A 24,399-nucleotide genomic window follows, 5' to 3' on the forward strand; every position below is an offset into this window, starting at 1 on the left:
TCTTAAATTAAAAATAATGACTAATTTCACGGCTTTTAAAAAACACTAATGAAAAAGATAAGCTTCCTATTATTTTTTGTCGGCATTTTTTTACTGATAAACCCTAATCAAAGCCTTGCATTAAAACTTCAGACAGATACTGCTGCAAGTACTGCTCCAGATGATTTAGATTTTACCACGGTTGGCTCTGCAGAAGATAGTGTGGCGAATAGCGCTGTAAAACCAACACCAACGGATACTGTTAAAAAAGAAATTACAACTGCTGCAAAAAAAACTGAAAAGCCAGTTTCACTTTGGGTTACTTTTGGCTTAGGATTATTAGCAGGTATTGCTGCCTTTTTTCTTCCTTGTATATTCCCAATGGTGCCACTAACAGTTGGTTTTTTTACCAAAAGGGCAGAAACAAAAGGAAAAGGGATTCGAAGTGCAATCATATATGGGTTATCTATAATTGTAATTTATGTTGGTCTAGGTGTTCTAATCACCATAATTTGGGGAGCAACAGCATTAAATCAAATTTCAACAAATGGATTTTTTAACATCTTAATATTTTTAATCCTTATAATATTCGGAATATCTTTCTTAGGCGCTTTTGAAATTACTTTGCCAAGTTCTTTTGTAAATAAATTAGATGCAAAGTCAGATTCTAAGGGGTTAAGTGGGATCTTTTTTATGGCTGCAACACTTGCGGTAGTTTCCTTCTCTTGTACTGGGCCTCTTATTGGTACATCTTTGGTGGCAATAAATACAGATTTGCTTACACCTACTGTTGTGATGTTTGGCTTTTCCCTTTCCCTAGCTATTATATTTACCATGTTTGCCATTTTTCCAAGTCTAATGACGGGTTTGCCTAAGTCTGGTGGATGGTTAAATTCAATAAAAGTTTTTTTGGGGTTTTTAGAATTGGGATTAGCGCTAAAATTCTTGTCTACAGCAGATTTGGCTTATCATTGGGGGATTTTAGATAGAGAGATTTTCTTAGCCATTTGGATTGTGCTATCAATTCTTTTGGGGGTTTACATATTGGGTAAAATAAAATTTTCTCATGATAGTGATCTGCCTTATGTTTCGGTAACAAGGTTATTTATTGCAACTGGATGTTTTGTCTTTGCGGTTTATCTAATCCCGGGTTTATGGGGTGCTCCGCTAAAAGCCGTAAGCTCATTGGTGCCACCACTATCTACACAAGATTTTGTTATTGGTCAGGGAAATGGTACAGAAGTAAAAACTAATGATTCAACTAAATCTAAAAGAAAATATAGTGATTTCTTGCATATTCCACTTAATATAGATGGTTTTTTTGATTATGAGGAGGCATTAGCGTATTCAAAAACGGTTAAAAAACCTTTGTTTTTAGATTTTACAGGTCATGGTTGTGTGAATTGCCGTGAAATGGAAGCTAAAGTTTGGTCTGATCCTAGGGTACTTAAAAAGTTAAAAGAAGATTATATCGTAGTATCTCTATATACTGATGATAAAACAGATTTACCAGCTGAAGAGCAATTTGAATCGAAACTTTTAAAAACAACGGTTAATACGGTTGGGAAAAAGTTTCAACAATTACAGGCTGAAAAATTCAATACGGTATCTCAACCATATTACGTGTTATTAGATACTGAGGGAGTAGAATTAGTTTCACCTCCAATTGGAGTAGAATATAACATAGAAAATTATCTCGCTTACTTAGATAAGGGATTAGCGGAGTTTGCAAAAAGAAATAAATAAATGAGTACAATAAAGAACATAGGCATTTTAACCTCTGGTGGAGATTCACCAGGCATGAATGCTGCAATTAGAGCTGTAGTTAGAGCAAGTTTATATCACAACTTAAAGGTTACGGGGGTTTTAAGGGGCTATGAAGGATTAATTCAAGCTGATTTTATTCCGATGGATGGTAAATCTGTTGCCAACATTATCCAACGTGGTGGTACCATATTAAAGACCGCTAGGTGTGATACTTTTAGAACAAAAGAAGGTAGAGAATTAGCACATAAAAATTTGCTGGAAAGTGAAATAGATGCCTTAGTTGTAATTGGAGGAGATGGAACTTTTACCGGAGCGGATGTTTTTTCAAGAGAATTCAACTTCCCGGTAATTGGGTTGCCGGGTACAATTGATAATGATTTGGTAGGGACTGATTTTGCAATTGGTTATGATACCGCAATCAATACTGTTGTAAATGCAGTAGATAAAATTAGAGATACCGCAGAATCTCATGACAGACTTTTTATTGTTGAAGTTATGGGACGAGATTCTGGACTAATTGCGTTAAGAAGTGGAATTGGTGTAGGTGCAGAAGCCATTTTAATTCCAGAAGCAAAAGTTGGGGTTCCAGAATTGATTCATCGTTTAGAAACAGGCCGTAAAGACAAAGCATCTAAAATCATCATCGTTGCAGAAGGAGACGAAGCTGGTGGCGCTTATGTTGTTGGCGAAGCTTTAAAAGAGAAATTCCCTAAATACGATATTCGTATTTCTGTTCTAGGACACATTCAGCGAGGTGGAAAGCCAAGTTGCATGGATAGGGTATTAGCTAGTCGCCTTGGTGTTGCTGCGGTAGAAGGTTTATTAGAAGGAAAAACAGATGTTATGGTGGGTCAAATCAACAAGGAAATCGTTTTTACCCCATTTTCTCAAACCATTAAACATATTGATGCAGAAAAAATTACGCCAGCTTGGCTAAGGTTGGTAGAGATACTTTCAATGTAAAAAAGGCCTCCTAATCTGGAGGCCTTTTTTATAGCTAGTCTTCTAAAACAACAGCAGTTCCACAGGCGGTTACCATCAACATACTTCCACCACTTCCTACTGTTTCATAATCTAAATCTACCCCAATAATTGCATTGGCGCCCATCGCGGCAGCGTATTGCTGCATTTCACTTACAGCAGTATTTTTACCTTCGCGTAATACTTGCTCATAAGAACCAGAACGTCCGCCTACGATATCGCGGATACCTGCAAATAAATCTTTAAATATATTGGCTCCAATAATGGTTTCGCCGCTAACAAGACCTATGTATTTAACAATTCTCTTGCCTTCTATTGTGTTTGTAGTTGTAATTAACATGGTTTTAGGTTTTTATATTTCGATAAAATAATATGAAAATTGTTACAGGTTATTTAACTACCTAAATCTAGGTATTTTACGAATTGTACTAATCCATTTATGAAATATCGTCTAGTTTAGCATCAATAGTAAAACGGACAAACTATGAAACCACTTAAACTTTCTATAGCTATACTTTTATTCTTTTCAATTACTGTAAGTGCTCAAATGCCAGTACTTAAAATAAAAACTTCTGCTGCGCAGCAAGAAAACGTTGCGCTACAGAAACTAAGCATTGATGTACAGATAACAGGCAATATCGCAAAGACTGTTATGACGATGACTTTTTACAATAGTAGCGATAGGGTTTTAGAAGGAGAGTTGACCTTTCCAATGCCAGAAGGAGTAACGGTTAGCAGGTATGCATTAGATATCAATGGGAAAATGCGGGAAGCAGTTCCTGTGGAAAAGGCAAGAGCAACCGAGGTGTTTGAAAGTATTGAACATAGAAGAGTTGATCCCGGATTGCTAGAGAAAGTAGAAGGAAATAATTTCAGAACTCGCATTTATCCAATGCCTGCAAAAGGTAAAAGAACAATAATTGTAGGCTATGAAGAAGAGTTGAAGCTTGATAAAAATAACATCATTCGCTACCACTTGCCTTTAAATTATAACCAAACTATTGCAGATTTTTCACTTAAAACAACAGTTTTTGAGAGTGTTATTAAACCAGAATTAACAGAGCAACCAGATGGAAGCTTCAGTTTAAAAAATGTTGGTAATACTTATTTGGCAGAAATGAAAAAAATAAACTACCAACCAAAAAATGGACTTACAATCAATTTGCCGAAACGTACAGATATGCCAGAAGTACAAATGCAGAAGGCAAGTAATGGATATTACTTTTTGGTTAATGTTTTTCCAAAAAGCCAGAGTAGATCTCGTACATGGAGTAATCAAATAGGCTTAATTTGGGATTGCTCGTTAAGTGGTTTGCTACGAGATATTAAAAAAGAATTGGAATTACTAGGAATGATTATTAGGCAAAAACAAAACCTTACCATCAACTTAGGTTTACTAAACAATACATTTAAAAATGCAGGATCTTATACAATTACTAACGGAAATTGGACCTTACTAAAAGAAAAACTAGAAAGCGTAATATATGACGGAGGAACAAATTATAGTGCTATAAACCAAAGAGCGCTAATTGGCAACGAATATATTTTCTTTACTGACGGCCTTTCTACTTTTGGTAAAAATTCAGTTTTTTTAAACAAAACTATTCATACTGTTAATTCTGCTATCAAAGCAGATTATAGCACGCTGAAGTATATCAGTTTAAAATCAGGAGGTGAGTTTGTAAATCTAAACAATACAGGTGTTGCTGAGGCCTTTAGACAATTAAATGAAGAGCAACTTCAATATTTAGGCATCAAGAATAGCGGAGAAGTGCGCCAAACTTATCCTTCGATGCATGTTAATGTAAATGGGCATGTATCAGTTGCAGTTATTTTAAGTCAATACGCGACCAACATTACCTTACAGTTTGGCTATGGTAATAACGTAGTAAGCGAGCAAATAGTTCGCTTAGATCCAAATGCGCAAGCTTTAAGCACAATTGATGTAAACAGAATTTGGGCGCAAAAGAAAATTGCTGAAATGGATATTCAATATGAAATTAACAAAGTTGAAATTAGTCAGTTAAGCAAACAGTTCGGAATAGTAACCAGAAATACAAGTCTAATTGTATTAGAAAATGTTGATGATTATTTGAGATATGATATTATCCCGCCCGCAGAATTAAGAGCAGAATATGATGCAGTAATTAAACAGCGTAGAGCAGATATGCTGGAAAGAAAAACTGATTTAATAAATGATGCTTTAGCGATGAGCAAAGTTTTAAAAACATGGTGGAATACAGATTTTATTTATCATCAGACTAAACAAAAAAATGAAGAATATCCAAGGCCTGTATCAGAAGATAACAGAGTTTACGATGCGATTAGAATGCCGCAACCAACCACTAATTCATCTCCAGCTGCATCACAATCAACCAGACAGCAAACAGAAGCCAGGGCAAGAGCTGAAACTGAGAAAGATAAAGCAGCATTGCAAGAAGTTATGATTGTAGGATATGGCAGTCAACAGAAAAGAAGTTTAGTTGGTTCCGTAGAGTCAGCAACGACATTACAAGGAAGAGCTGCTGGAGTACAAGTAAACTATACAGGCACAAAAGTTGTTGAACAAGCTGTAATTATTGTTCCAGAGTTTAAAAGCGATAAAGATTATATGAAGGTTTTAATCGGAACACCGAAAGAAGCTTATGAAAAATACCTAACCATTAGGCCACAATATTTAAGTACACCAAGCTTTTACTTTGATGTTGCCAATTGGTTTTATCAACAGGCAGACAGTACAAGAGCTTTAACAATCTTAAGTAACATTGCCGATTTAGATTTAGAGAACGCAGACCTGTTTAAAGTAATGGCTTATAAATTAAAACAAACAGGCAACTACAGGTCGGCGCTATTCATAACAGAAAAAGTATTACAATGGCGACCAATGGATGCGCAGAGTTATCGTGATTATGCCTTGGCATTGGCTGATAATGGCGCTTATCAACAAGCTTTAGATAATTTGTACAAGGTGCTTACTCAGAGTTATAACAATCAAACAGCCGATAGAGATGAGGGCATTGAGGAGATTATAATTGCAGAAATAAACAACCTAATCACAAAATATGGGAGTCTATTAAATACAAAAGGTATTGATAAAAAGCTAATCCTACCTTTACCTGTTGATATTAGGGTGGTATTGAACTGGAATAAGAACGATACCGATATCGATTTGTGGTTAACAGACCCAAATGGCGAAAAATGTTATTATAGCCATAAAAGCACAGCTATTGGAGGCAGAATAAGTAATGATTTTACTGATGGTTATGGTCCAGAACAGTTTATGCTAAAAAAGGCAATTAAGGGAAAGTATAAGATCGAAGTAGATTATTATGGAGATAGACAAGTTTCGATAGGTGGTCCTACCACTGTTACAGCTGAAATTTATACCAGATATGCTACGGGTAAACAAGAACGTAAAATTATTGTATTGCCTTTAGAGGAGCGAAATGGCAATAAGGGACATTTAATTGGAGAGTTTAGGTTTTAGGGAGATGATCACAGATTAAAGAAGATTACACCGATTATTGGTGGCAAGACTTAAGAAGTTAGAGGGATTATGCTGGGCGAATTTGTAGGTTTTTAGTTATAGCAGATGTAAACTTAAATAGTAGCACAGGTTTCCGTGGTTAAGCGGGATTGAAGCGAAAATCCTTTTACTCAAAGTCCCCTTCAGGGGATTTAGGGGTAAAAGATTGTAGCAAAAAGCCCGGCTAACTTTAATTGAAACAGAGTATTTGCCTTTCAAATCGTGGAAATCTTCCGGCCTTTCGGTCTCCTGACTTTCTACTTACATCAATTTATCCAAAACTTGTCGCCAGTTATCTACGCGTTCGTAATCTGTTAGCAAAAGGTTATGTGGTGATGTAAAAAGTAAAGTTCTGCCTTTAAAGTCAATAAAGTTCTTCGCCCTATCGTCTATCATAATATCTGTATTCACAATTTTTTCACCGCAGAATATAATGTTTTTCCAGCCTATAAAAGGGAAATGCTCAGCAAGCCAATGGTATTTGTCTTCTAATGAGTTTGGAAATTCCATAGCTGCAGAAACTATATAAACCTCATATTTTTCTTGTAGCTTTTTTACGGCATCAACACTACCTTCTATCAAAGGTAAATTTCTAAAAAAGCCCTTCTCATTTATATAATCAAACCATTTGTTATTGATCTGTTCTGGCACATGCTGAAACATTTCATTTCCTGGTTCTATTTTTAGGTCTAATGGAACTCCGTAATCTCGGTTATATAATTCTATAAATTTAACAATGGGATCGGCTAGGACCTCGTCCATATCTATGGCTATCTTCATACTTCAAATATCCAAAATTGCGGTTACAGTAATGTTATTTGAATATAAAATTATTGCAGTTTGCTAGTTATTAGTATTTTACTTACTTTTGCATCCCCGCAAGCACGAAGCTCCGGGAACTATGTTGAATACATAAATATAAAAGAAAATGGCAACTAAAATCAGATTGCAAAGATTCGGTAAAAAAGGGAAACCTTTTTTCCACGTGGTAGTAGCAGATGCTCGCTCTCCAAGAGATGGTAAATTTATTGAGCGTTTAGGTTCTTATAACCCAAACACCAATCCTGCAACTATCGAAATTAACTTCGAAAAAACTTTAGACTGGGTTAACAAAGGTGCACAACCTACGGATACCGCTCGTGCTATCCTTTCTTACAAAGGTGTTATGTACAAAAAACACTTAGAAGGTGGCGTAAAAAAAGGGGCTTTAACAACTGAACAAGCAGACGCTAAATTTGCTCAATGGTTAGATGCTAAAGGTGGTCAAATTGAAGGTAAAAAAGACAGTTTAACTGCAACTAAAGGTGAAGCTAGAAAAGCTGCTTTAGCTGCTGAAGCTAAGAAAAATGCTGACCGTGCTGCTGCAATTGCATTGAAAAATGCTCCTGTAGCTGAAGAGGTTGTTGAAGAAGAAGTAGTTGCTGAAGAGGCTCCTGCTGCTGAAGCTGCAACTGAAGAAGTGGTAGCAGAAACTCCAGCTGTTGAAGAAACGGTTGCTGTAGCTGAAGAAGCTCCAGTTGCTGAAGAAGCTCCTGCTGTTGCTGAAGAAGCTCCTGCTGCTGAGGCTTCAACTGAAGAAACAAAAGAAGAAGCATAATCATAGATTTGTTTTAACTTATAATAGCGTTCCGGTTTTCGGGACGCTATTTTTATTTAACCTACACTCAAATCCCCTATCGGGAATTTAACTATGACTAAGGAAGAAGCGTTTTACATCGGCTATTTTACCAAAACAAAAGGCTTAAAAGGCGAATTGCAATTGTATTTTGATTTTGATGCTTACGAGGATTTAGATTTAGATGTGCTATTTGCAGATATGAATGGTAAAATGGTCCCTTTTTTTGTAGCAAGTCATAAATTATATCCTAACAGTACCGGTCTTTTTTATTTTGATGATTTGGACCATATTGATAAGGCGCAAGCTTTGGTTAAGAAAAAGGTTTACTTACCATTGTCTAAAATGCCGGAGAGAGGTGAAGATGATTTCACTTACGAGGATTTGAAAGGATTTATTGTGTCTGATGAAACCCAGGGTGAGCTTGGAGAAATACTTGAAGTCAATGAATATCCACAACAATTTGTAGCAACTGTTTTATATAAAGAGAAAGAGATTTTATTCCCTTTAAATGAAGATATGATTATAGAAATTGACGAGGATGAGAAAACATTGCTGGTAGATTTACCAGAAGGATTGCTAGATCTTTACCTTAACGCATAAAAATTGAAACAATAAATAGATTTTTTCGTTGAATATAAATGAAACGCCTAACGCTATTTGCCCTATTAATTGTTCTGTTTTCTGCTTGTAATAATCAGAAAGATAATAAAGAAGAAACAACCACTAAAGTTGTAGATACTATTAAAGAAGACTCGCCAAAAGATGATGGTGATGGTTTATCACAGCAAGACTCTATCAAAGCGACTGGAAGACAAGTTTTAGTTTTCCTTAAAGAAAATAACTTTCAAGAACTCAGCAAATATTTTTCGAGCATGGGTGTTCGATTTTCGCCATATGGTTTTATTGATACCGCTAAGTCTAAAAAACTCACGCCAGAAGACTTTCTAGAATCTATTGGTAAAAAGTGGGTGCTTACCTGGGGAAACTTCGATGGTACAGGCGATCCTATTAAACTTACTATTCCTGCCTATCTTAAAAAGTTTGTTTATAATGCTGATTATTTAAATGCCGAAGCAGTTGGATATGATGCAATTATGAAACAAGGAAATTCGAGAAACAATATAAAAGAGCTTTATCCCCGTCATCATTTTATAGACTATCATTTTAGTGGATTCGACCAAAAAAATCAAGGAATGGATTGGACAAGCCTTAGATTGGTCTTTGAAAAAGAAGATGGCCAATATTTTTTGACAGCAATAATCCACGATCAGTGGACAATTTAGCCCTTTTTAAACAATTTGTAAAATAATTTAATCTTTTTGTAAAATAAACTTGACTTTAATGTCAATTTTGCTTTACATTTGTTCAAACAAACTTGATGCGCAATCTTGTAGTCTATTGTAGAACTTAAAAGATTTAAAAAATGAAAAGTAAATTCTTGTTTCCAGCATGGTGTGGTATTGTTGGTTACCTAATGACAATCCCGGGATTTATCTTGGGTTATTGTTATACATTTAAAAACTATAAAATCCCAGGTTTTGGCTTTCAAATGAGAGAACAGAATCGATTATTCGAACCTGTTTTCGAAAACTTTACCAATGAGCTAGCCATCTTTTTAGTAGTTATTGGGCTGGTTTTAATTGCTTTTTCAAAAAGTAAAAGAGAAGATGAATTAAGTGCCAAATTAAGGCTAAATGCCCTGTATTGGGGTATAATGGTTTATTATGTATGCTATATTTTGGTATTATTACTTAGTATTACCGTCGGAGAAATTCCTTTTATAGGTGATCATGCTTCAGAGATTAATATCTTTACGCCATTGCTCATCTTTATTTTTAGGTATTATTATTTAAAGTACTTTAACAAGGAAAGTTATTTAATGAGCGAGCCCAAATTTCTTCCGAACAGACCCTTTAAAAGAATTGCTGTTTTTGGCGCCTTATCATCTGCTTTAATTTTTACAGTATTTTTGTTTTTAGTAAAATCAGAGCTAAGTGATACCCTTATCAAAGGGGTTTACTCATTAATGATTTTATGCTCTTTAGTATGGGTATATGTTAAAAACAGGGTTGAGGATGAAATGACTATGCAACTTAGACTAGAAAGCCTGCAACTGGCTGTTTATTTTAATTACGGAGTGCTTTTGTTGGCTACTATTTTTTTCTATTCATTTAGTTACTTAGTAGTACTGCTTTTTGCACAATTTTCTTTACTATTATTTTTCATCATTAGAATGGAATATGTCAATTACAAAAACAATAAACAATTGAATGCTTTGGAGGAAGGAATGGGTTATGAAAAATAATTTAAGAGTACAAAGAGCAATCAAAAATATAACTCAAGCCGAGTTAGCCGACTTAATTCAAGTTTCAAGACAAACTATCAATACGATTGAGTCTGGTAAATATGTGCCATCAACTGTGTTGGCATTAAAAATGGCAAGGGTTTTTAATGTTCGGGTAGAAGAGATTTTCGATTTGGAAGAAGGGGATTAAAAGATTAGCGTTTGACGCTATGCGGTAAGCAATTTAACGTTCATCGCATAACGCCAAACAATTATTACCTTTGCAACATGCGTTTCGATATCATTTCAGTTTTGCCAGATTTATTAACAAGTCCTTTTGCTCATTCTATTTTACAGCGGGCACAAAAAAAAGGAGTTGCAGAAATTGTGGTGCATAATTTAAGAGATTACGCTACTAACAAACAAAAAAGTGTTGATGACTATCCTTATGGTGGTGGGAGTGGAATGATTATGTCTATTGAACCATTTGCCTTATGTATAGAGAAGCTAAAAAGCGAAAGAGATTACGACGAAGTAATTTTTATGAGTCCTGATGGGGAAACGCTTAATCAAACTATTGCCAACCAACTGTCAACGCTAAAAAATGTTATCATTTTATGTGGCCATTATAAAGGAATAGACCAAAGGATTAGAGACATTTTTGTAACCAGGGAAATTTCTATCGGCGATTATGTACTAAGTGGTGGAGAGTTGCCGGCTGCGGTGGTGGTAGATGCAGTAGTTCGCTTAATTCCGGGGGTTTTAAATGATGAGACTTCTGCGCTTTCTGACAGTTTTCAGGGAGAGTTGCTAGATGCGCCTAATTATACGAGGCCGGCAGATTGGCGTGGACATAAGGTGCCCGACATCCTGTTAAGTGGTCATGAAGCAAAAATAAATAACTGGCGCCATGACGAGGCATTAAAGCGCACTCAAGAGCGTAGACCCGATCTTTTGAAATGATTTATCAATGTGGAAAACACGTGATTTGTTAGAAAATAAATTATTTTTAAAATGGACTTTTATTTTTAAAATAAATTTCCTAATATTGCAGTCCGATTTTAAACAACCAAAAATCGGCTTAATAGCTTAAAATCATGGATTTAGTAAAATTTGTAGAAGAGCAGGTAATCGCGAAAAATGAGTTTCCTTCTTTCAAATCAGGAGATACAGTGAGTGTTCACTATAAAATTCGCGAGGGTAATAAAGAACGTATTCAAATTTATCAAGGTGTTGTTATTCAACGTAACAGTGCTGGTGCAAACGAAACGTTTACTGTTCGTAAAATGAGTAATGGTGTTGGTGTAGAGCGTATCTTCCCAATTAATTCTCCAAATATTGATAAAGTAGAAGTTAACAGTCACGGTAAAGTGCGTAGAGCTAAATTGTTCTATTTACGTGAATTAACTGGTAAAGCTGCTCGTATCAAATCTTTAAGAAAATAATATTCTTTCTAAGAAAATATAACCTTCACGATTAGTTTCGTGGAGGTTTTTTTGTTTATATCTTTGCGCCACCAAATAGAAATCAAAAATGAAAGCATTACTTAAGAAATACGAAGAAAAGCAACCAGAGATTGTTTTTGAATGGAAAGACAAAGAATCGGAAGCTGAAGGCTGGGTTGTGATTAATTCTTTGCGAGGAGGTGCTGCTGGTGGTGGTACCCGCATGCGTAAAGGATTAGACAAGCGTGAGGTAGAATCTCTTGCTAAAACAATGGAGGTTAAGTTTACTGTTTCTGGTCCTCCAATTGGTGGTGCTAAATCTGGAATAAATTTTGACCCTGCAGACCCTCGTAAAAAAGAAGTTTTAGAGCGTTGGTATAAAGCAGTAATGCCTTTGTTGAAAAGCTACTATGGTACTGGTGGAGATTTAAATATTGATGAAATTCATGAAGTGATCCCAATTACAGAAAGTTATGGCTTATGGCATCCTCAAGAAGGTGTAATTAGTGGTCACTATCAGGCGAGAGAAAATGAACGTATTCACCAAATCGGGCAGTTAAGATATGGTGTTTCTAAAGTATTAGAAGATTTAGATTATACACCAGACATTAAAAGAAAGTATAAAGTTGCAGATATGATTACCGGTTATGGTGTTTCAGAATCTATTAGACATTATTACAATATCTGGGGTGGAGAATTAGCGGGCAAAAAGGCAATTATACAAGGATGGGGAAATGTTGCGGCTGCTGCCGGATATTATTTAGCGCAACAGGGCGTTAAAATTGTAGGTATTATTGATCGTGTTGGAGGTTTAATTAAAGAAGAAGGATTTACAGAAGCGGAGATAAAAACACTATTTAACAATAGAGTAAATAATACTTTGGTAGCGGATAATTTAATTCCTTTTGATGAAGCTAGTGAGAAGGTGTGGAATGTAGGAGCAGAGATTTTTGTGCCCGCTGCTTCATCTAGATTAGTTCAGCAAGCCGAAGTAGATAAAATGATTAATGGGGGCTTAGAAGTAATCGCATGCGGTGCTAATGTTCCTTTTGCCGATAAAGAGATATTCTTTGGAAGTATCATGGAGCATGCAGATAATCATGTTGCGGTAATTCCAGATTTTATTGCAAATTGTGGCATGGCTAGAGTTTTTGCCTATTTAATGCAGCGTAATGTAGAAATGAGTGATGATGCTATTTTTTCTGATGCTTCCTCTATAATTAAAGATGCTTTGCAGGCGGTTTATGTAACCTCTAATAAAAGAACAAACTTATCAAGTACGGCATTCGAAATCGCATTAAAGCAATTGGTATAAATGGATAATAAATTTTTTGAACAGGTTATTTGGGGAAATACAATTCAGGCTTATTGCATGTTTGTGGGCATTATTTTAATCGGACTTTTATTGAAGAAGTTCGTGTCTAAAGTAATTAGCCAGTTGCTATTTAAGTTATTCAAGAAATTTGCAGACGAAGTTAAAATAGACACTTTCATCGCCTTGCTTTTAAAACCATTTGAGTTTTTTATTACGTTAACTTCTTTATATTTAGCCATTAACCAATTAAAGCATCCGCTTGAGGTTACGGTGTTCCATTATAATAGATTGGTTGATAAAGTAAAAGTTAGAGAGATTTTTACTTTTGGTGAGTTGCTAGATAAGATCTTTCTTTTTTTAATCATACTTTCATTCTTCTGGATTATTTTAAGAATAATAGACTTTATAGCTCACGTATTTACTTATAGAGCAATAAAATCTGAGAACAAGGCAGATGATCAACTGGTTCCGTTTTTAAAAGAACTGTTTAAGTTTATCATTTACTTTATAGGCTTTTTTGTATTATTAGGCTACGTTTTTGAAGTAAATGCGCTTAGTTTAATTACAGGTTTAGGTATTGGCGGTATCGCCATTGCCTTAGCTGCTAAAGAAAGCTTAGAGAACTTAATTGGCTCATTTACCATATTCATTGACAAACCTTTTACTGTTGGCGATCTGGTAAAAGTAGATGGCGTTGAGGGAACAATTGAAAAGGTTGGATTTAGAAGTACAGTTTTACGAAGCACAGATAAAACAACAATTATTATTCCCAATAGGGCGATGATTGATGGTGTTTTAGAGAATATGACTCGTAGGAATTACCGTAGGGTTAAATTCAATATTGGGATTACTTATGAAACCAATGCCGAAAGTATCAGAAGCATAATAGAAGATATCAATCAGTGTTTAATTGAAAACCCCCACACTACAGATGCTGCAGTTACGCTTGATAGTTTTGCTGATTCTTCTTTAAGCATCCAAATTTTATACTTGGTAGAAAATATTGAATTTAATGACTATTTAAAAGTTAAGGAAGAGGTTAACTTTAAGATTATAGACATTGTACAAAAACATGGTTCAGACTTCGCATACCCAACGCAAAGAACAGTAAGTTCGGAGAAGAAATCTTAAATAAAGAGTACTAAGTCGAGAGTCAATAATTATTTGAAAAGCAATTACTGTGCTATTCTTAACGTTAGTCGGGCTTTATGCTAAATCTTTTTGTTTTTAGCTTTTGCAACTTTCTTTCTGCCCTAATATTAAAGCTGTCAAAGCTTAAGAAAAACAAAAAGGATACCGCTACAATCCCGTTTAGAGAACTTGGCTTTGGGCAACTATTTAGGGCTGCAAACCGCCAGACCTGCAAGCTTTACTAAATTGCTCGTCATTGCGGATATAATTTGGCAAAAAGGAGATTGCGCCACGGTCATTACGATGAAGAATCAGAGAATGAACCTCGAAATGACGTAATTCATTAAGTTTTTATTAGCGAAATGCTTTGCAACTATTTAGGGCTGCAAACTGTCAAGACCTGCAACTTTATTAACTAAACCCGATTGAAATGGAAACCAAATTCTTCATTTGGTTGAAATACAAAGCGGGACTACAATTCCCAAGAGTTACTGACAATGTTTTTATAAAAGTCAACGAATGAGATTGCTTCTTGCCTCGCAATGACGATTTTTGCTAGCTTAATTCTGCTAAAACTGTAATTCCGCCTTTTACTACTTGATCTAATTGTAGATTTACTTTAGTGCCAACAGGTAAAAAAATGTCTACCCTAGAACCAAATTTAATAAACCCAAATTGTTCAGTTTGTACAACTTGGTCACCTTCTTTTATATACCATACAATTCTACGAGCCAATGCCCCAGCAATTTGTCTATATAATATTGGAGTGCCATTTTTATGTTCAACAACCGTAGTGGTACGCTCGTTCTCTGTACTAGATTTTGGGTTCCAAGCAGCAAGGTATTTACCTGGATGATATTTAAAGAATTTAACCACGCCAGAAATTGGATTACGGTTAATATGCACATTAACTGGAGACATAAAGATGGAAACCTGTAAACGTTTATCCTTAAAATATTCACCTTCTTCAGTCTCTTCAATAACTACAACTTTACCGTCTGCTGGGCAAATCACTAAGTTTTCTCCGTTAGTGAAAGTTCTTTTAGGGTTTCTAAAAAATTGTAAAACGATAACGAATAAAGCAAGTGATAAAATGTAAACAGCCCAACGTAGCCAAGCCAAATCAGCAAATTTATAATCTACAAAGGCATTAAGTAACATTATAAATAATACTGTAAGCGCAATGGTGGTATAGCCTTCTTTATGTATAGTCATTGATTTTATTTTTAGTGAGGCAAAAATCGGAAAAAAAACTGATAAAATAGCGATTTTAGATTGACGAATTACTGTTAACTATGCCAATTTTAGATTGTAATTTTAAATCTATATGGCTCTATAAATATCTTTTAAGTTTCTGCCTAATCCATCATAATCTAATCCATAACCAACAACAAATTCATTAGGAATTTCGAAGCCCACATAGGCTAGCTCTTCAATTGGTTGTAAAAGAGCGGCAGGCTTAAACAATAAGCTACAAACTCTTACTGAAGCTGGCTTTTGGGCATGGACTTTTTCTAGGATGTATTGAAGTGTTAAGCCAGAATCAACAATATCTTCCACTATAATAACGTCTCTATCTTTTAAATCATCTGGCAAACCAAAGGCCTCTTTAATTTTTCCTGTACTTTCTGTACCATGATAAGAGGCGACTCTAATGAAACCAACTTCACAAGAGATGTCTATTTCCTTTAGCAAATCTGCCATGAACAAAAAGCTACCATTTAACACGCCAATAAAAACAGGACATTTTGCTTCATAATCAACATTTAACTGTATGCCAATCAATCTTGTACGCTTACTTATGGTTTCGTTTTCTAGAAAAATTTCGAAACCCTTTTCATGTATTTGAATTTTGTTCATTTAGATTTATTTAACCTCCATCCTCATTCTCTTTTCGCTTTTGTTCCCTTCTTTCTTGCCGTAATTGTTTACGGGTTTTTACGGTATCTGTTTTTGGGACTACCTTAATTACTGTATCTTTTTTACCACTAAATAAGCGGTCGAATAAGTTTTTAGGTTGATCTTGCATTCCACCTGGAGGCATGGCTTCATCTTCATCCATCATCTCAATTTTATTGGTATCAATTACTATTGAGTCTGGCAATAGATACTGCCTTAGCCCTTCTCTTAAGCGAACGTTATAAAAGCCATAACCACTAGAATCTGATGGTGTTAAACCTCTTCTAGCCATTGTACCACCAATAAACCTAAACCAGGGCAATAAATAAGGTTTTAGGCTACCGTCACTCATAAATTTATACATTGCAGATTTAGGCTTAGGAACAATATTCGCTAGAAAAATGCCTTCACCTATAGTTAGTTCTGAAGGATTTTTTCCAAAATAATGTTGAGCGGCCTCGCCGATACCATACACGTTTCGGCCCATTTCTATGATATTGAAATAAACTTCTAGCATGCGTTGTTTACTGATTAGTTTGTTGTTTTCAATTAACCAAACAATTAGTATTTCTTCCGCTTTTCGGGCTAATGTTTTTTGCCTACTTAAAAAAACATTTTTAACCAGTTGCATAGAAATTGTACTCCCACCCCGCTTAAAACGCTTTTCTTTAAAATTCACAGCAATGGATTTTCGAATGGATTCCTCAACAAAACCTTTGTGCCTAAAAAAAGATGGATCTTCGGATGTTAAAAGTGCATTTTTAAAATTATCTGATATCTCTCCTAATCTGGTAAAGTTAGGGTTTGATGGACCAATGGTAATATTTCGCATTGGTTTTCCATATTCATATGGTGTATAAATAAAATCTGAATTAATTTTTTGAAGATCTGTTTTCCCCCATTTTACGATCTTGAAATTAGTAGGAGTTAATGTTGATTCGAATTTTACGCTATCAGGAATTGAAGTATCAAGGTAAAAATCCAAGTTATATTTAAGCTTGCCACTTACCTGCATCCCTTCTAAAGACTCAAATAACCCCAATGGAAACGAATCAAAAATAGCTTGCGCATCCTGTTCTTCGGCGTTAATTTTCATCTCATAAATTTTATTAGGAGACAAAGTATATTTAAGGTAAGGATGAACGGTTGCCTGTTTCAAAAACACTGTTGACGTGCTATCTAAACAGATATAATTTTCACCAATTAGCATATCTGCATCAACCTTTGCATCAGGAATGATTACATCTGTTGCAGAAATTCTTGGCTGATTAATTAATAGATTTTTAACAGACCACGAACCAGAAATTTTAAAATCATCCCCACTATAATCAGCATCCTCCATCTGTGTTCTAACCGTATCGAAACTTACCTTGGTATGTAGTTTCCGTTCCAGATAAGGCAGTTCAACTTTTTTATGGCCATCTGCAAAAAGCATCATATCAAATTTTCTTCTTCCTGGGTTAACTTTTCCATTAACATGCCAAGTAGCGGCGGTATCATTTACAACAATGGTAGATTTTAGATCTCCACCATCTATTGTAGCAGTTGTAGTTAAAAATTTTAATGAGGCAGTATCATTGTCATTCAATTTCATTACAAAGTCCTTAACCTCCATATCGTCAGGAATTTTATAAAGAACTTCGTTTAATAATTCATTTGCTAAATCGCTCAATGCAACCTTGCTTTTTGTAGTAGTGGCACTGTCCTTCTTTTTTCTTTTAAGGATGAAATCTAGATTGGTTAAAGTATCTTTTAATACCACATTTAAAGACCCTTTGTTAAGGTTGATTTCTGAGAGTTTTACATTTCCGAAAATTAAGGGAAACAATTTTACACCAATAGTAATGTCATCTATCGTCGATAAAGTGTCCCTGTCCTTAGGTACCACAGAAATCTCTTTCATATTTACTGTGCTCAGGCCACTAAAACCAGCGTAGCCAATTTTAATTTTTAAACCATAATCTTTATCTGCTTTTGAAATAGCTTTTGCCATCATTTTTTTTAGCAAAGCCTCTCTTTTGCTATAAGCATAAACGCCAACAGATATAAATAGAAGTAAAAAAACACCTAAAACCCAAGCGCCAATCTTCAAATATTTTTTAGGGATTTTAATTTTTGGTAGCTGCATAAACTAAAGTAGAAATTATTGTTAAACAAACGCTTACAAGCAAATGTTTATTTCGCGTGAAGATATTAATTGTTTTTCATCTGTCACGTGGATTTCGGCGAACTGACAAACAATTGTCAGTTTCGTCTCAGTTCGTGTTAAAATTACAACAAAAACGGTGATAGAAAATTTTTTATGGCTATGTTTTGTTAATTTTGAGGAATGATAATTACTGAGGAGCAAGTTTTAGCAGCTTTGAGAAATGTAGAAGATCCAGATTTGAAGAAAGATTTGGTAACACTACACATGATAAAAGACGTTAAAATTGAAGATAGAAAAGTTGGGTTTACTTTAGAATTAACTACACCAGCATGCCCAATGAAGGAGATGTTGAAAAATGCATGTACAAATGCGATTAAACATTTTGTTGCAATAGATGCAGAAGTAAATATCAACATCACCTCTAGAGTAACAAAACCTTTAGATACAACCCAACTGAAAGCGATTAAAAATATTATACTCGTTTCATCTGGTAAGGGTGGGGTAGGTAAATCTACAGTAGCGAGTAATTTAGCAGTAACATTGGCCGCCGACGGTGCAAAAGTAGGCTTAATAGATGCAGATATTTATGGCCCTTCAGTGCCCATTATGTTTGGCTTAATTGGAGCAAAGCCAAGTGCAAGGGAAACAGCAGATGGTAAAAGCTTAATATTGCCAATTGAAAAATATGGTATAAAATTATTGTCATTAGGCTTTTTTGCAGATCCAGACCAGCCTGTGCCTTGGAGAGGGCCAATGGCTTCAAATGCAATCAAACAGTTATTTAATGATGCAGATTGGGGCGAATTAGATTATTTAATTGTAGATCTTCCGCCAGGAACCGGAGATATACACATTACTATAAGTCAAAGTTTTCCTATTGCGGGAGCTGTTATTGTAACTACTCCTCAACAAGTAGCATTGGCTGATACAAGAAAAGGTTTAGCCATGTTTAGAATGCCAGGAATTAACATTCCGGTTTTAGGAGTGGTAGAAAACATGTCTTACTTTACACCGGCAGAATTACCCGAAAACAAATATTACATTTTCGGTAAAGATGGCGGCAAAGAATTGGCGGAAAAATATGACGTTCCGTTTTTGGGAGAAATTCCTTTGGTACAGAGTATTACAGCTGCTGGAGATAAGGGGGAGCCAATCTCGATGGATAAGACTAGCCCATTAGCTGCAGCATTTAAAGAAATTGCCGGAAGAATGGCGCAACAGATTTCTATAAATAATGTACAAACAGCTAATTGCTAAAAATTTACTATTTTTATACTTTAAAAAATATAAGATGAGTTTAACAGAACAAGTGGAGCAAGCATTAGAAACGATCAGACCTTACTTAATTGCTGATGGTGGAAATGTTGCCATAGAAGAGATAACGCCAGAGAATGTTGTTAAATTGAGATTATTGGGTAATTGTGGTAATTGTAAAATGAGCTTTATGACCATGAAAGCTGGAATTGAGCAAGCGATTATGAAAGCTGTACCAGAAATTACCGGTGTTGTTGCGGTAGATTTGGCCGAACAAGATTAATTGCTTTTAACACAATTTAACTAGCCAATAAAGCTTTTACAAGTATTTTTGTAAAATGAAATATAGCTTAACAATCATATTGCTATTATTTGTTACTACTGTTTTTGCACAGAGCAAAGACAATAGCTCAAAATTAGTGCAACTTTCGGGGATTATTACCGATGTTGACAGCAATTCGGTTGTGCCCTATGTAACCATCACCAACCTTAGCAATAACGGGCAAAAGTATGCAGCCAATTACCAAGGTTACTACTCATTTATTGTTAACCCTGGAGATACCATTGTTTTTTCTGCAGTTGGATTTACGAGTAAAACTTTTATTTTGCCAACTGAAATAGCCGAACATAAATATACAGCAATGATTAAATTAAAATCGGAGATTGTTTATTTACAAACCGTTCGTGTTAACCCTTGGGCTACAATTGAAGAGTTTAATAAAGATTTTTTAACTATGAAAATTGCCGATGATGATATGGCCATTGCAAAGAAAAATCTTTCCAGAACAAGTATCAATGGCATGATGCTAACCCTACCAAGAGATGGGCAGGAAATTAGCAACAGCAATTACAGATACAACTTCGATAGAATGGTAAACTCTAATATGCGCCAAACTAATCCCTTCTTAAACCCATTTGCTTGGGGTAAATTAATGCAACTAATTACCAATGGCGATAAAAGTCGCGGTGAAGACAGGTAAGCAGTAAGCATACCGAAAATTCAATCTTATCTTTTCTTGTTCTGTTTAGGAAAACGCATCCTGTAATCTGTATGTACATTTCCTTTAGAAATACTGTCTAACTTGCTTTTTAGCATTTGCTTGCGAAGCAGGCTTAATTTATCGGTAAACAGTTTACCTTCAATGTGATCATATTCGTGTTGAATTACACGCGCCGGGAAACCTGTTACTTTTTCTTCGTGAAGTTTCCAGTTTTCATCATAATATCTAATTAGGATGTTTGGTTTACGCATCACGTCTTCACGTACTTCCGGAATACTTAAACAGCCTTCGTTAAAAGCCCAAGGTTCTCCAGTTTCTTCTAAAATTTGGGCGTTGATAAATACTTTAACATAAGCTTCTTCATCTTCATCACCTTTGGTATCAACAATGAATAAACGAATTGGTAAACCAACTTGAGGAGCAGCCAAACCAACACCACTTGCATTATACATGGTTTCGAACATGTTTTTTATCAACTGTTGTAAATCAGGGTATGTCTCTTCGATATCGACACAAACCTTCTTTAAAACAGGGTCGCCGTATGCTACTATTGGTAATTTCATAATGCAAAAGTACAAAAATACACGAATTTTAAGATTGCTTATTGCCAAATTGTTGATATGAGGATAAGCAATACTCACATATTAATACGATTTAGTTCTCTGTCGGATAAAAAGTCAACGAACTCAATTTGCTTTCATCTAAAACTTCGTTAGAAATATTAGCCATATCCGTTACGGTAACAGCTCTTATCTTGTTAAAAACAGTTTCTAAATCATCAATTTTATTGTAGTCAATTAAGCTTTTTGCCATAGAAATAATCAATCCAATTCTGTTTTCCTCACCTAATGCAATCTGCCCAATAAATTTGTTTTTTGCTTTTTGTAACTGAATTTCGGTTAAAGGATTATCCTTTATTTTTTTAAATTCTTTATGGATCAACTGAAATGCTTTATCTACTTTCTCTTTATCTGTACCAAAATATAAAGCAAAAATTCCTGTATCACTCAACGGACTATAATTAGATTCTATGGTATAAGCGATACCATATTTTTCTCTAATCTGAAGATTTAATATCGAGCTCATCCCTGTTCCACCAAGCATGTTATTTAGTAGCAACAAACCTGCTTTATATGGATGATGCAAAGAATAAGTTTGTGTACCCATCATTACATGTGCTTGCGAAATCTGTTTATGCACAACATTCTTCTGAGCCGGGTTTTGTATTGGGGCAACCCTATTTTTTAGGGTTAAATTAGCAGGTACAGACTCGAAGTGTTTCGAGCCAATTTTCACCAATTTATTTAATGGATAATTCCCAATAACCGCTACAACAATTTCATCCGTTTTATAATTTTTCTTAATAAATTTTAAGATGTCATTTCTTGTTAAAGAGTTTACCGTTTCTGGTGTACCCAAAATGTTTCTTCCAAAAGAATGACCTGCAAAAAGCTGATCTTCAAAATCATCATTTATTGCTTCTTCAGGTTGGTCTAAATAAGAAGTAATTTCATCTAAAATAACCCCTTTTTCTTTATCCATCTCATCTTCTGGAAAAACGGAATGAAAAACGATGTCGTTAAAAAGCTCTAAAGTCCTATCTAGATATGGATTTAAGAATGAAGCATGGATACAGGTATATTCCTTAGTGGTATATGCATTTAGATCGGCCCCTATACTTTCTAATCTTGTTAAGATCTGATTGGTATTTCGCTTTTCAGTACGCTTAAAAATCAAATGTTCTATAAAGTGAGCTAAGCCCATTTGCTTTTCATCCTCATCTCTAGAACCACTATTGATAATGATACATGCATGAGAAATTGCCGATGCAGAAGGTACATGCAATAGCCTTATGCCGTTGTGTAAAGTATGAACGTTATATTCCATTAAATGGCAAAGATACAGGTTTTGACTAGAAATCCCTCATGCTCCGCTTGACTGGGCATCTTAATGCGGCGCTAGGTGTTTGTAAGTACTTCTTTCTATCGCATTAAGATTCCCGTTTTCACGGGAATGACGGAACTACTCATAACTCCCATCGGCTATGTCATTTTGACCTATTAAAACTTTTGGAACAGCCATTGATAAGCATAGGTATAATCAAAAATTATAAATTAATTATGACAACAGAAAAAGGAAGTATTTCCATACACACTGAAAACATTTTCCCAATCATTAAGAAATTCCTGTATTCGGATAATGAAATCTTTTTAAGGGAACTAGTTTCTAACGCAGTTGATGCGGTTCAAAAAATAAAACGTTTAGCAGCACTTGGTCAATACAATGGCGAACTTGGTGAGCCACAAGTTGAGGTAAGTTTAGATGCAGCAGCAAAAACCATTACTATAAGTGATAATGGTTTGGGTATGACTGCTGAAGAAATCAAAAAATACATCAATCAAGTTGCTTTCTCGGGCGCTAGTGAGTTTGTAGAAAAATTTAAGGATGCTAAAGATGCCAACGAAATTATTGGTAAATTCGGTTTAGGATTTTATTCTGCATTTATGGTTGCAGATTTAGTAGAAATTCAAACTTTGTCTTACCAAGAAGGCGCTGAGCCTGCAAAATGGACTTGTGATGGTAGTACATCTTTTGAGATTTCTGAAGGTAGCCGTACAGCCCGTGGTACAAGTATCATTTTACATATCAATGCCGAATCTGAAGAGTTTTTAAATGAAGGTAAACTTCAAGAAATCTTGGATAAATATGCTAAATTCTTACCTGTTCCAATTAAGTTTGGTACTAAAACAGAACAAGAAGAAGATGGCGTTGATGATGAAGATAAACCAAAATATAAATCAGTAGAAGTTGATAATATCATTAACACCACTAATCCAATTTGGACTAAGGCACCTGCAGATTTGTCAGATGCAGATTATTTAGATTTCTACAAACAATTATATCCATTCTCAGAAGATCCATTATTCTGGATTCATTTGAACGTTGATTATCCTTTCAACCTAACAGGAGTTTTATACTTTCCGAAAGTGAAAGATGATTTTGATATGCAACGCAACAAAATCAAATTATTTAGTCGCCAAGTATTCATTACCGATGAAGTAAAAGACATTGTTCCAGAATTTTTAATGTTGCTGCATGGTGTAATTGACTCTCCAGATATTCCTTTAAACGTTTCTAGAAGTTTCTTACAGGCAGATAGTAATGTTAAAAAAATCAATAGTTACATTACTAAAAAGGTAGCTGATAAATTGGCAGAATTATTTAACAAAGACCGTAAAGCTTACGAAGAAAAATGGAGTAACATTGGTTTATTCGTTAAGTACGGAATGATTAGCGAAGAGAAATTTTATGATAAAGGGAAAGACTTTGGTTTATTAACCAATACCAAAGGTGAGCATTTTACTTTCGAAGAATACAAAGAAAAAGTAGCTCCAGTTCAAACAGATAAAAATGGAACCGTTGTTTATTTGTACACAACAGATCCTGATAAACAAGATGGTTTTATTCAATCTGCTGAGAAGAAAGGCTATGATGTTTTATTAATGAACTCTCCAATTGACAATCACTTTGTAAGCAGCCTAGAGCAGAAATTAGAAAAAACACAGTTGAAACGTGTTGACGCTAGTGTGGCTAATCAATTAATTGAAAAAGACGAAGTTTTAGAGTCTGTTTTAAGCGAAGAGCAATCAACAAGCGTTAAGGCTATTTTCGAAAAAGCGATTGCTAAACCTAATTTCAGTGTTGAAGTAGTTGGGTTAAACCCAGATGATTCTCCTGTTACCGTAACGATGGATGAATTTATGCGTAGGATGAAAGATATGGCTAAAATGGGTGGAGGAATGAGTTTCTATGGCAACATGCCAGATAGCTATAAAGTTGCTATTAATGGAAACCATAAGCTGGTGAGCAAAATTTTAGCTTCAGAAAATGAAGAAGAGCAGAGCAAATTTGCTAAACAGGCAGTTGATTTAGCTTTATTGTCACAAGGTATGTTAACAGGAGCAGAATTAACGGCTTTTGTAAGCAGAAGTGTGGAGTTAATTTAAACCCTAAGCACCAAGTTTCTTTAATCACATAGAAACATAAGAA

General features: G+C 35.0%; 22 protein-coding genes and 1 pseudogene. 16 read left to right on the plus strand and 7 right to left on the minus strand.

Features of this window, described 5'->3' with window-relative positions; all coding sequences use genetic code 11:
- The first annotated feature begins 48 nt into the window (after positions 1–48).
- Together FA048_RS03435 and pfkA are read left to right on the plus strand one after the other, a co-directional pair.
- On the plus strand, positions 49–1,725 hold the full coding sequence (locus FA048_RS03435; RefSeq protein WP_136838810.1) for a protein-disulfide reductase DsbD family protein: 1,677 nt from the start codon (positions 49–51) through the stop codon (positions 1,723–1,725).
- Complete coding sequence (gene pfkA / locus FA048_RS03440) at positions 1,726–2,709, plus strand: 6-phosphofructokinase (protein WP_136838811.1); 984 nt, start codon at positions 1,726–1,728, stop codon at positions 2,707–2,709. It abuts the gene before it with no gap.
- 34 nt (positions 2,710–2,743) lie between these two features.
- On the opposite strand, the gene FA048_RS03445 is transcribed toward pfkA, so the two are convergent.
- Positions 2,744–3,067 (minus strand): heavy metal-binding domain-containing protein, encoded by a 324-nt coding sequence (locus FA048_RS03445; RefSeq protein WP_136838812.1) that lies wholly within the window; start codon positions 3,065–3,067, stop codon positions 2,744–2,746.
- 144 nt (positions 3,068–3,211) lie between these two features.
- Here FA048_RS03445 and FA048_RS03450 point away from each other — a divergent pair, with 144 nt between their 5' ends.
- Positions 3,212–6,214: a VIT domain-containing protein gene (locus tag FA048_RS03450; protein ID WP_136838813.1), complete on the plus strand. Its 3,003-nt coding sequence runs from the start codon at positions 3,212–3,214 to the stop codon at positions 6,212–6,214.
- A 300-nt stretch (positions 6,215–6,514) separates the two neighbouring features.
- Here FA048_RS03450 and FA048_RS03455 read toward each other — a convergent pair whose 3' ends face one another.
- Positions 6,515–7,033 (minus strand): 5' nucleotidase, NT5C type, encoded by a 519-nt coding sequence (locus FA048_RS03455; RefSeq protein ID WP_225872465.1) that lies wholly within the window; start codon positions 7,031–7,033, stop codon positions 6,515–6,517.
- A 148-nt stretch (positions 7,034–7,181) separates the two neighbouring features.
- Here FA048_RS03455 and FA048_RS03460 point away from each other — a divergent pair.
- The 9 genes and pseudogenes from FA048_RS03460 to FA048_RS03500 all read left to right on the plus strand — a co-directional run.
- Positions 7,182–7,712: pseudogene (locus tag FA048_RS03460) on the plus strand (30S ribosomal protein S16); the annotation flags it as partial.
- A gap of 231 nt (positions 7,713–7,943) precedes the next feature.
- Complete coding sequence (rimM, locus tag FA048_RS03465) at positions 7,944–8,471, plus strand: ribosome maturation factor RimM (protein WP_136838815.1); 528 nt, start codon at positions 7,944–7,946, stop codon at positions 8,469–8,471.
- 38 nt (positions 8,472–8,509) lie between these two features.
- Entirely contained in the window at positions 8,510–9,154 is a 645-nt protein-coding gene (locus tag FA048_RS03470) for a hypothetical protein (RefSeq protein ID WP_136838816.1), read from the plus strand.
- A 140-nt stretch (positions 9,155–9,294) separates the two neighbouring features.
- Positions 9,295–10,176 carry a hypothetical protein gene (locus tag FA048_RS03475; RefSeq protein ID WP_136838817.1) on the plus strand — a complete coding sequence of 294 codons (882 nt, stop codon included), beginning with the start codon at positions 9,295–9,297 and terminating at the stop codon, positions 10,174–10,176.
- Positions 10,166–10,366, plus strand: a complete 201-nt coding sequence (locus FA048_RS03480) for a helix-turn-helix transcriptional regulator (protein ID WP_136838818.1) — start codon at positions 10,166–10,168, stop codon at positions 10,364–10,366. Before FA048_RS03475 ends, FA048_RS03480 begins: the two co-directional genes overlap by 11 nt.
- A 77-nt stretch (positions 10,367–10,443) precedes the next feature.
- Positions 10,444–11,118 (plus strand): tRNA (guanosine(37)-N1)-methyltransferase TrmD, encoded by a 675-nt coding sequence (trmD, locus tag FA048_RS03485; RefSeq protein WP_136838819.1) that lies wholly within the window; start codon positions 10,444–10,446, stop codon positions 11,116–11,118.
- Between the two features lie 134 nt (positions 11,119–11,252).
- Positions 11,253–11,600 (plus strand): 50S ribosomal protein L19, encoded by a 348-nt coding sequence (gene rplS / locus FA048_RS03490; RefSeq protein WP_055133060.1) that lies wholly within the window; start codon positions 11,253–11,255, stop codon positions 11,598–11,600.
- 88 nt (positions 11,601–11,688) lie between these two features.
- Positions 11,689–12,915 (plus strand): Glu/Leu/Phe/Val dehydrogenase dimerization domain-containing protein, encoded by a 1,227-nt coding sequence (locus FA048_RS03495; RefSeq protein ID WP_136838820.1) that lies wholly within the window; start codon positions 11,689–11,691, stop codon positions 12,913–12,915.
- Positions 12,916–14,046: a mechanosensitive ion channel family protein gene (locus FA048_RS03500; RefSeq protein WP_136838821.1), complete on the plus strand. Its 1,131-nt coding sequence runs from the start codon at positions 12,916–12,918 to the stop codon at positions 14,044–14,046.
- A gap of 555 nt (positions 14,047–14,601) precedes the next feature.
- On the opposite strand, the gene FA048_RS03505 is transcribed toward FA048_RS03500, so the two are convergent.
- The 3 genes from FA048_RS03505 to FA048_RS03515 all read right to left on the minus strand — a co-directional run bounded on the left by FA048_RS03505 (position 14,602) and on the right by FA048_RS03515 (position 18,073).
- Entirely contained in the window at positions 14,602–15,261 is a 660-nt protein-coding gene (locus FA048_RS03505; protein ID WP_136838822.1) for a phosphatidylserine decarboxylase family protein, read from the minus strand.
- Between the two features lie 108 nt (positions 15,262–15,369).
- Positions 15,370–15,906, minus strand: a complete 537-nt coding sequence (gene hpt, locus FA048_RS03510) for a hypoxanthine phosphoribosyltransferase (protein ID WP_136838823.1) — start codon at positions 15,904–15,906, stop codon at positions 15,370–15,372.
- 10 nt (positions 15,907–15,916) lie between these two features.
- Entirely contained in the window at positions 15,917–18,073 is a 2,157-nt protein-coding gene (locus FA048_RS03515; RefSeq protein ID WP_136838824.1) for a transglycosylase domain-containing protein, read from the minus strand.
- Between the two features lie 201 nt (positions 18,074–18,274).
- Between FA048_RS03515 and FA048_RS03520 the strand changes: the two genes are divergently transcribed.
- The 3 genes from FA048_RS03520 to FA048_RS03530 are packed head-to-tail and all read left to right on the plus strand — an operon-like array spanning position 18,275 to position 20,328.
- On the plus strand, positions 18,275–19,351 hold the full coding sequence (locus tag FA048_RS03520) for an Mrp/NBP35 family ATP-binding protein (RefSeq protein WP_205943411.1): 1,077 nt from the start codon (positions 18,275–18,277) through the stop codon (positions 19,349–19,351).
- 34 nt (positions 19,352–19,385) lie between these two features.
- Positions 19,386–19,631 carry a NifU family protein gene (locus FA048_RS03525; protein WP_136838825.1) on the plus strand — a complete coding sequence of 82 codons (246 nt, stop codon included), beginning with the start codon at positions 19,386–19,388 and terminating at the stop codon, positions 19,629–19,631.
- Positions 19,632–19,686: 55 nt separating this feature from the next.
- Positions 19,687–20,328, plus strand: a complete 642-nt coding sequence (locus FA048_RS03530; protein WP_136838826.1) for a peptidase associated/transthyretin-like domain-containing protein — start codon at positions 19,687–19,689, stop codon at positions 20,326–20,328.
- Positions 20,329–20,354: 26 nt separating this feature from the next.
- Here the strand turns inward: FA048_RS03530 and def are convergent, their stop codons facing one another.
- Positions 20,355–20,912 carry a peptide deformylase gene (gene def / locus FA048_RS03535; RefSeq protein ID WP_136838827.1) on the minus strand — a complete coding sequence of 186 codons (558 nt, stop codon included), beginning with the start codon at positions 20,910–20,912 and terminating at the stop codon, positions 20,355–20,357.
- A 91-nt stretch (positions 20,913–21,003) separates the two neighbouring features.
- Entirely contained in the window at positions 21,004–22,236 is a 1,233-nt protein-coding gene (locus tag FA048_RS03540) for a M16 family metallopeptidase (protein WP_136838828.1), read from the minus strand.
- Positions 22,237–22,469: 233 nt separating this feature from the next.
- Between FA048_RS03540 and htpG the strand changes: the two genes are divergently transcribed.
- Positions 22,470–24,356 (plus strand): molecular chaperone HtpG, encoded by a 1,887-nt coding sequence (gene htpG, locus FA048_RS03545; RefSeq protein WP_136838829.1) that lies wholly within the window; start codon positions 22,470–22,472, stop codon positions 24,354–24,356.
- Positions 24,357–24,399 lie beyond the last annotated feature (43 nt).

This window comes from Pedobacter polaris, from assembly GCF_005116505.1.
Taxonomy (GTDB): Bacteria; Bacteroidota; Bacteroidia; order Sphingobacteriales; family Sphingobacteriaceae; genus Pedobacter; species Pedobacter polaris.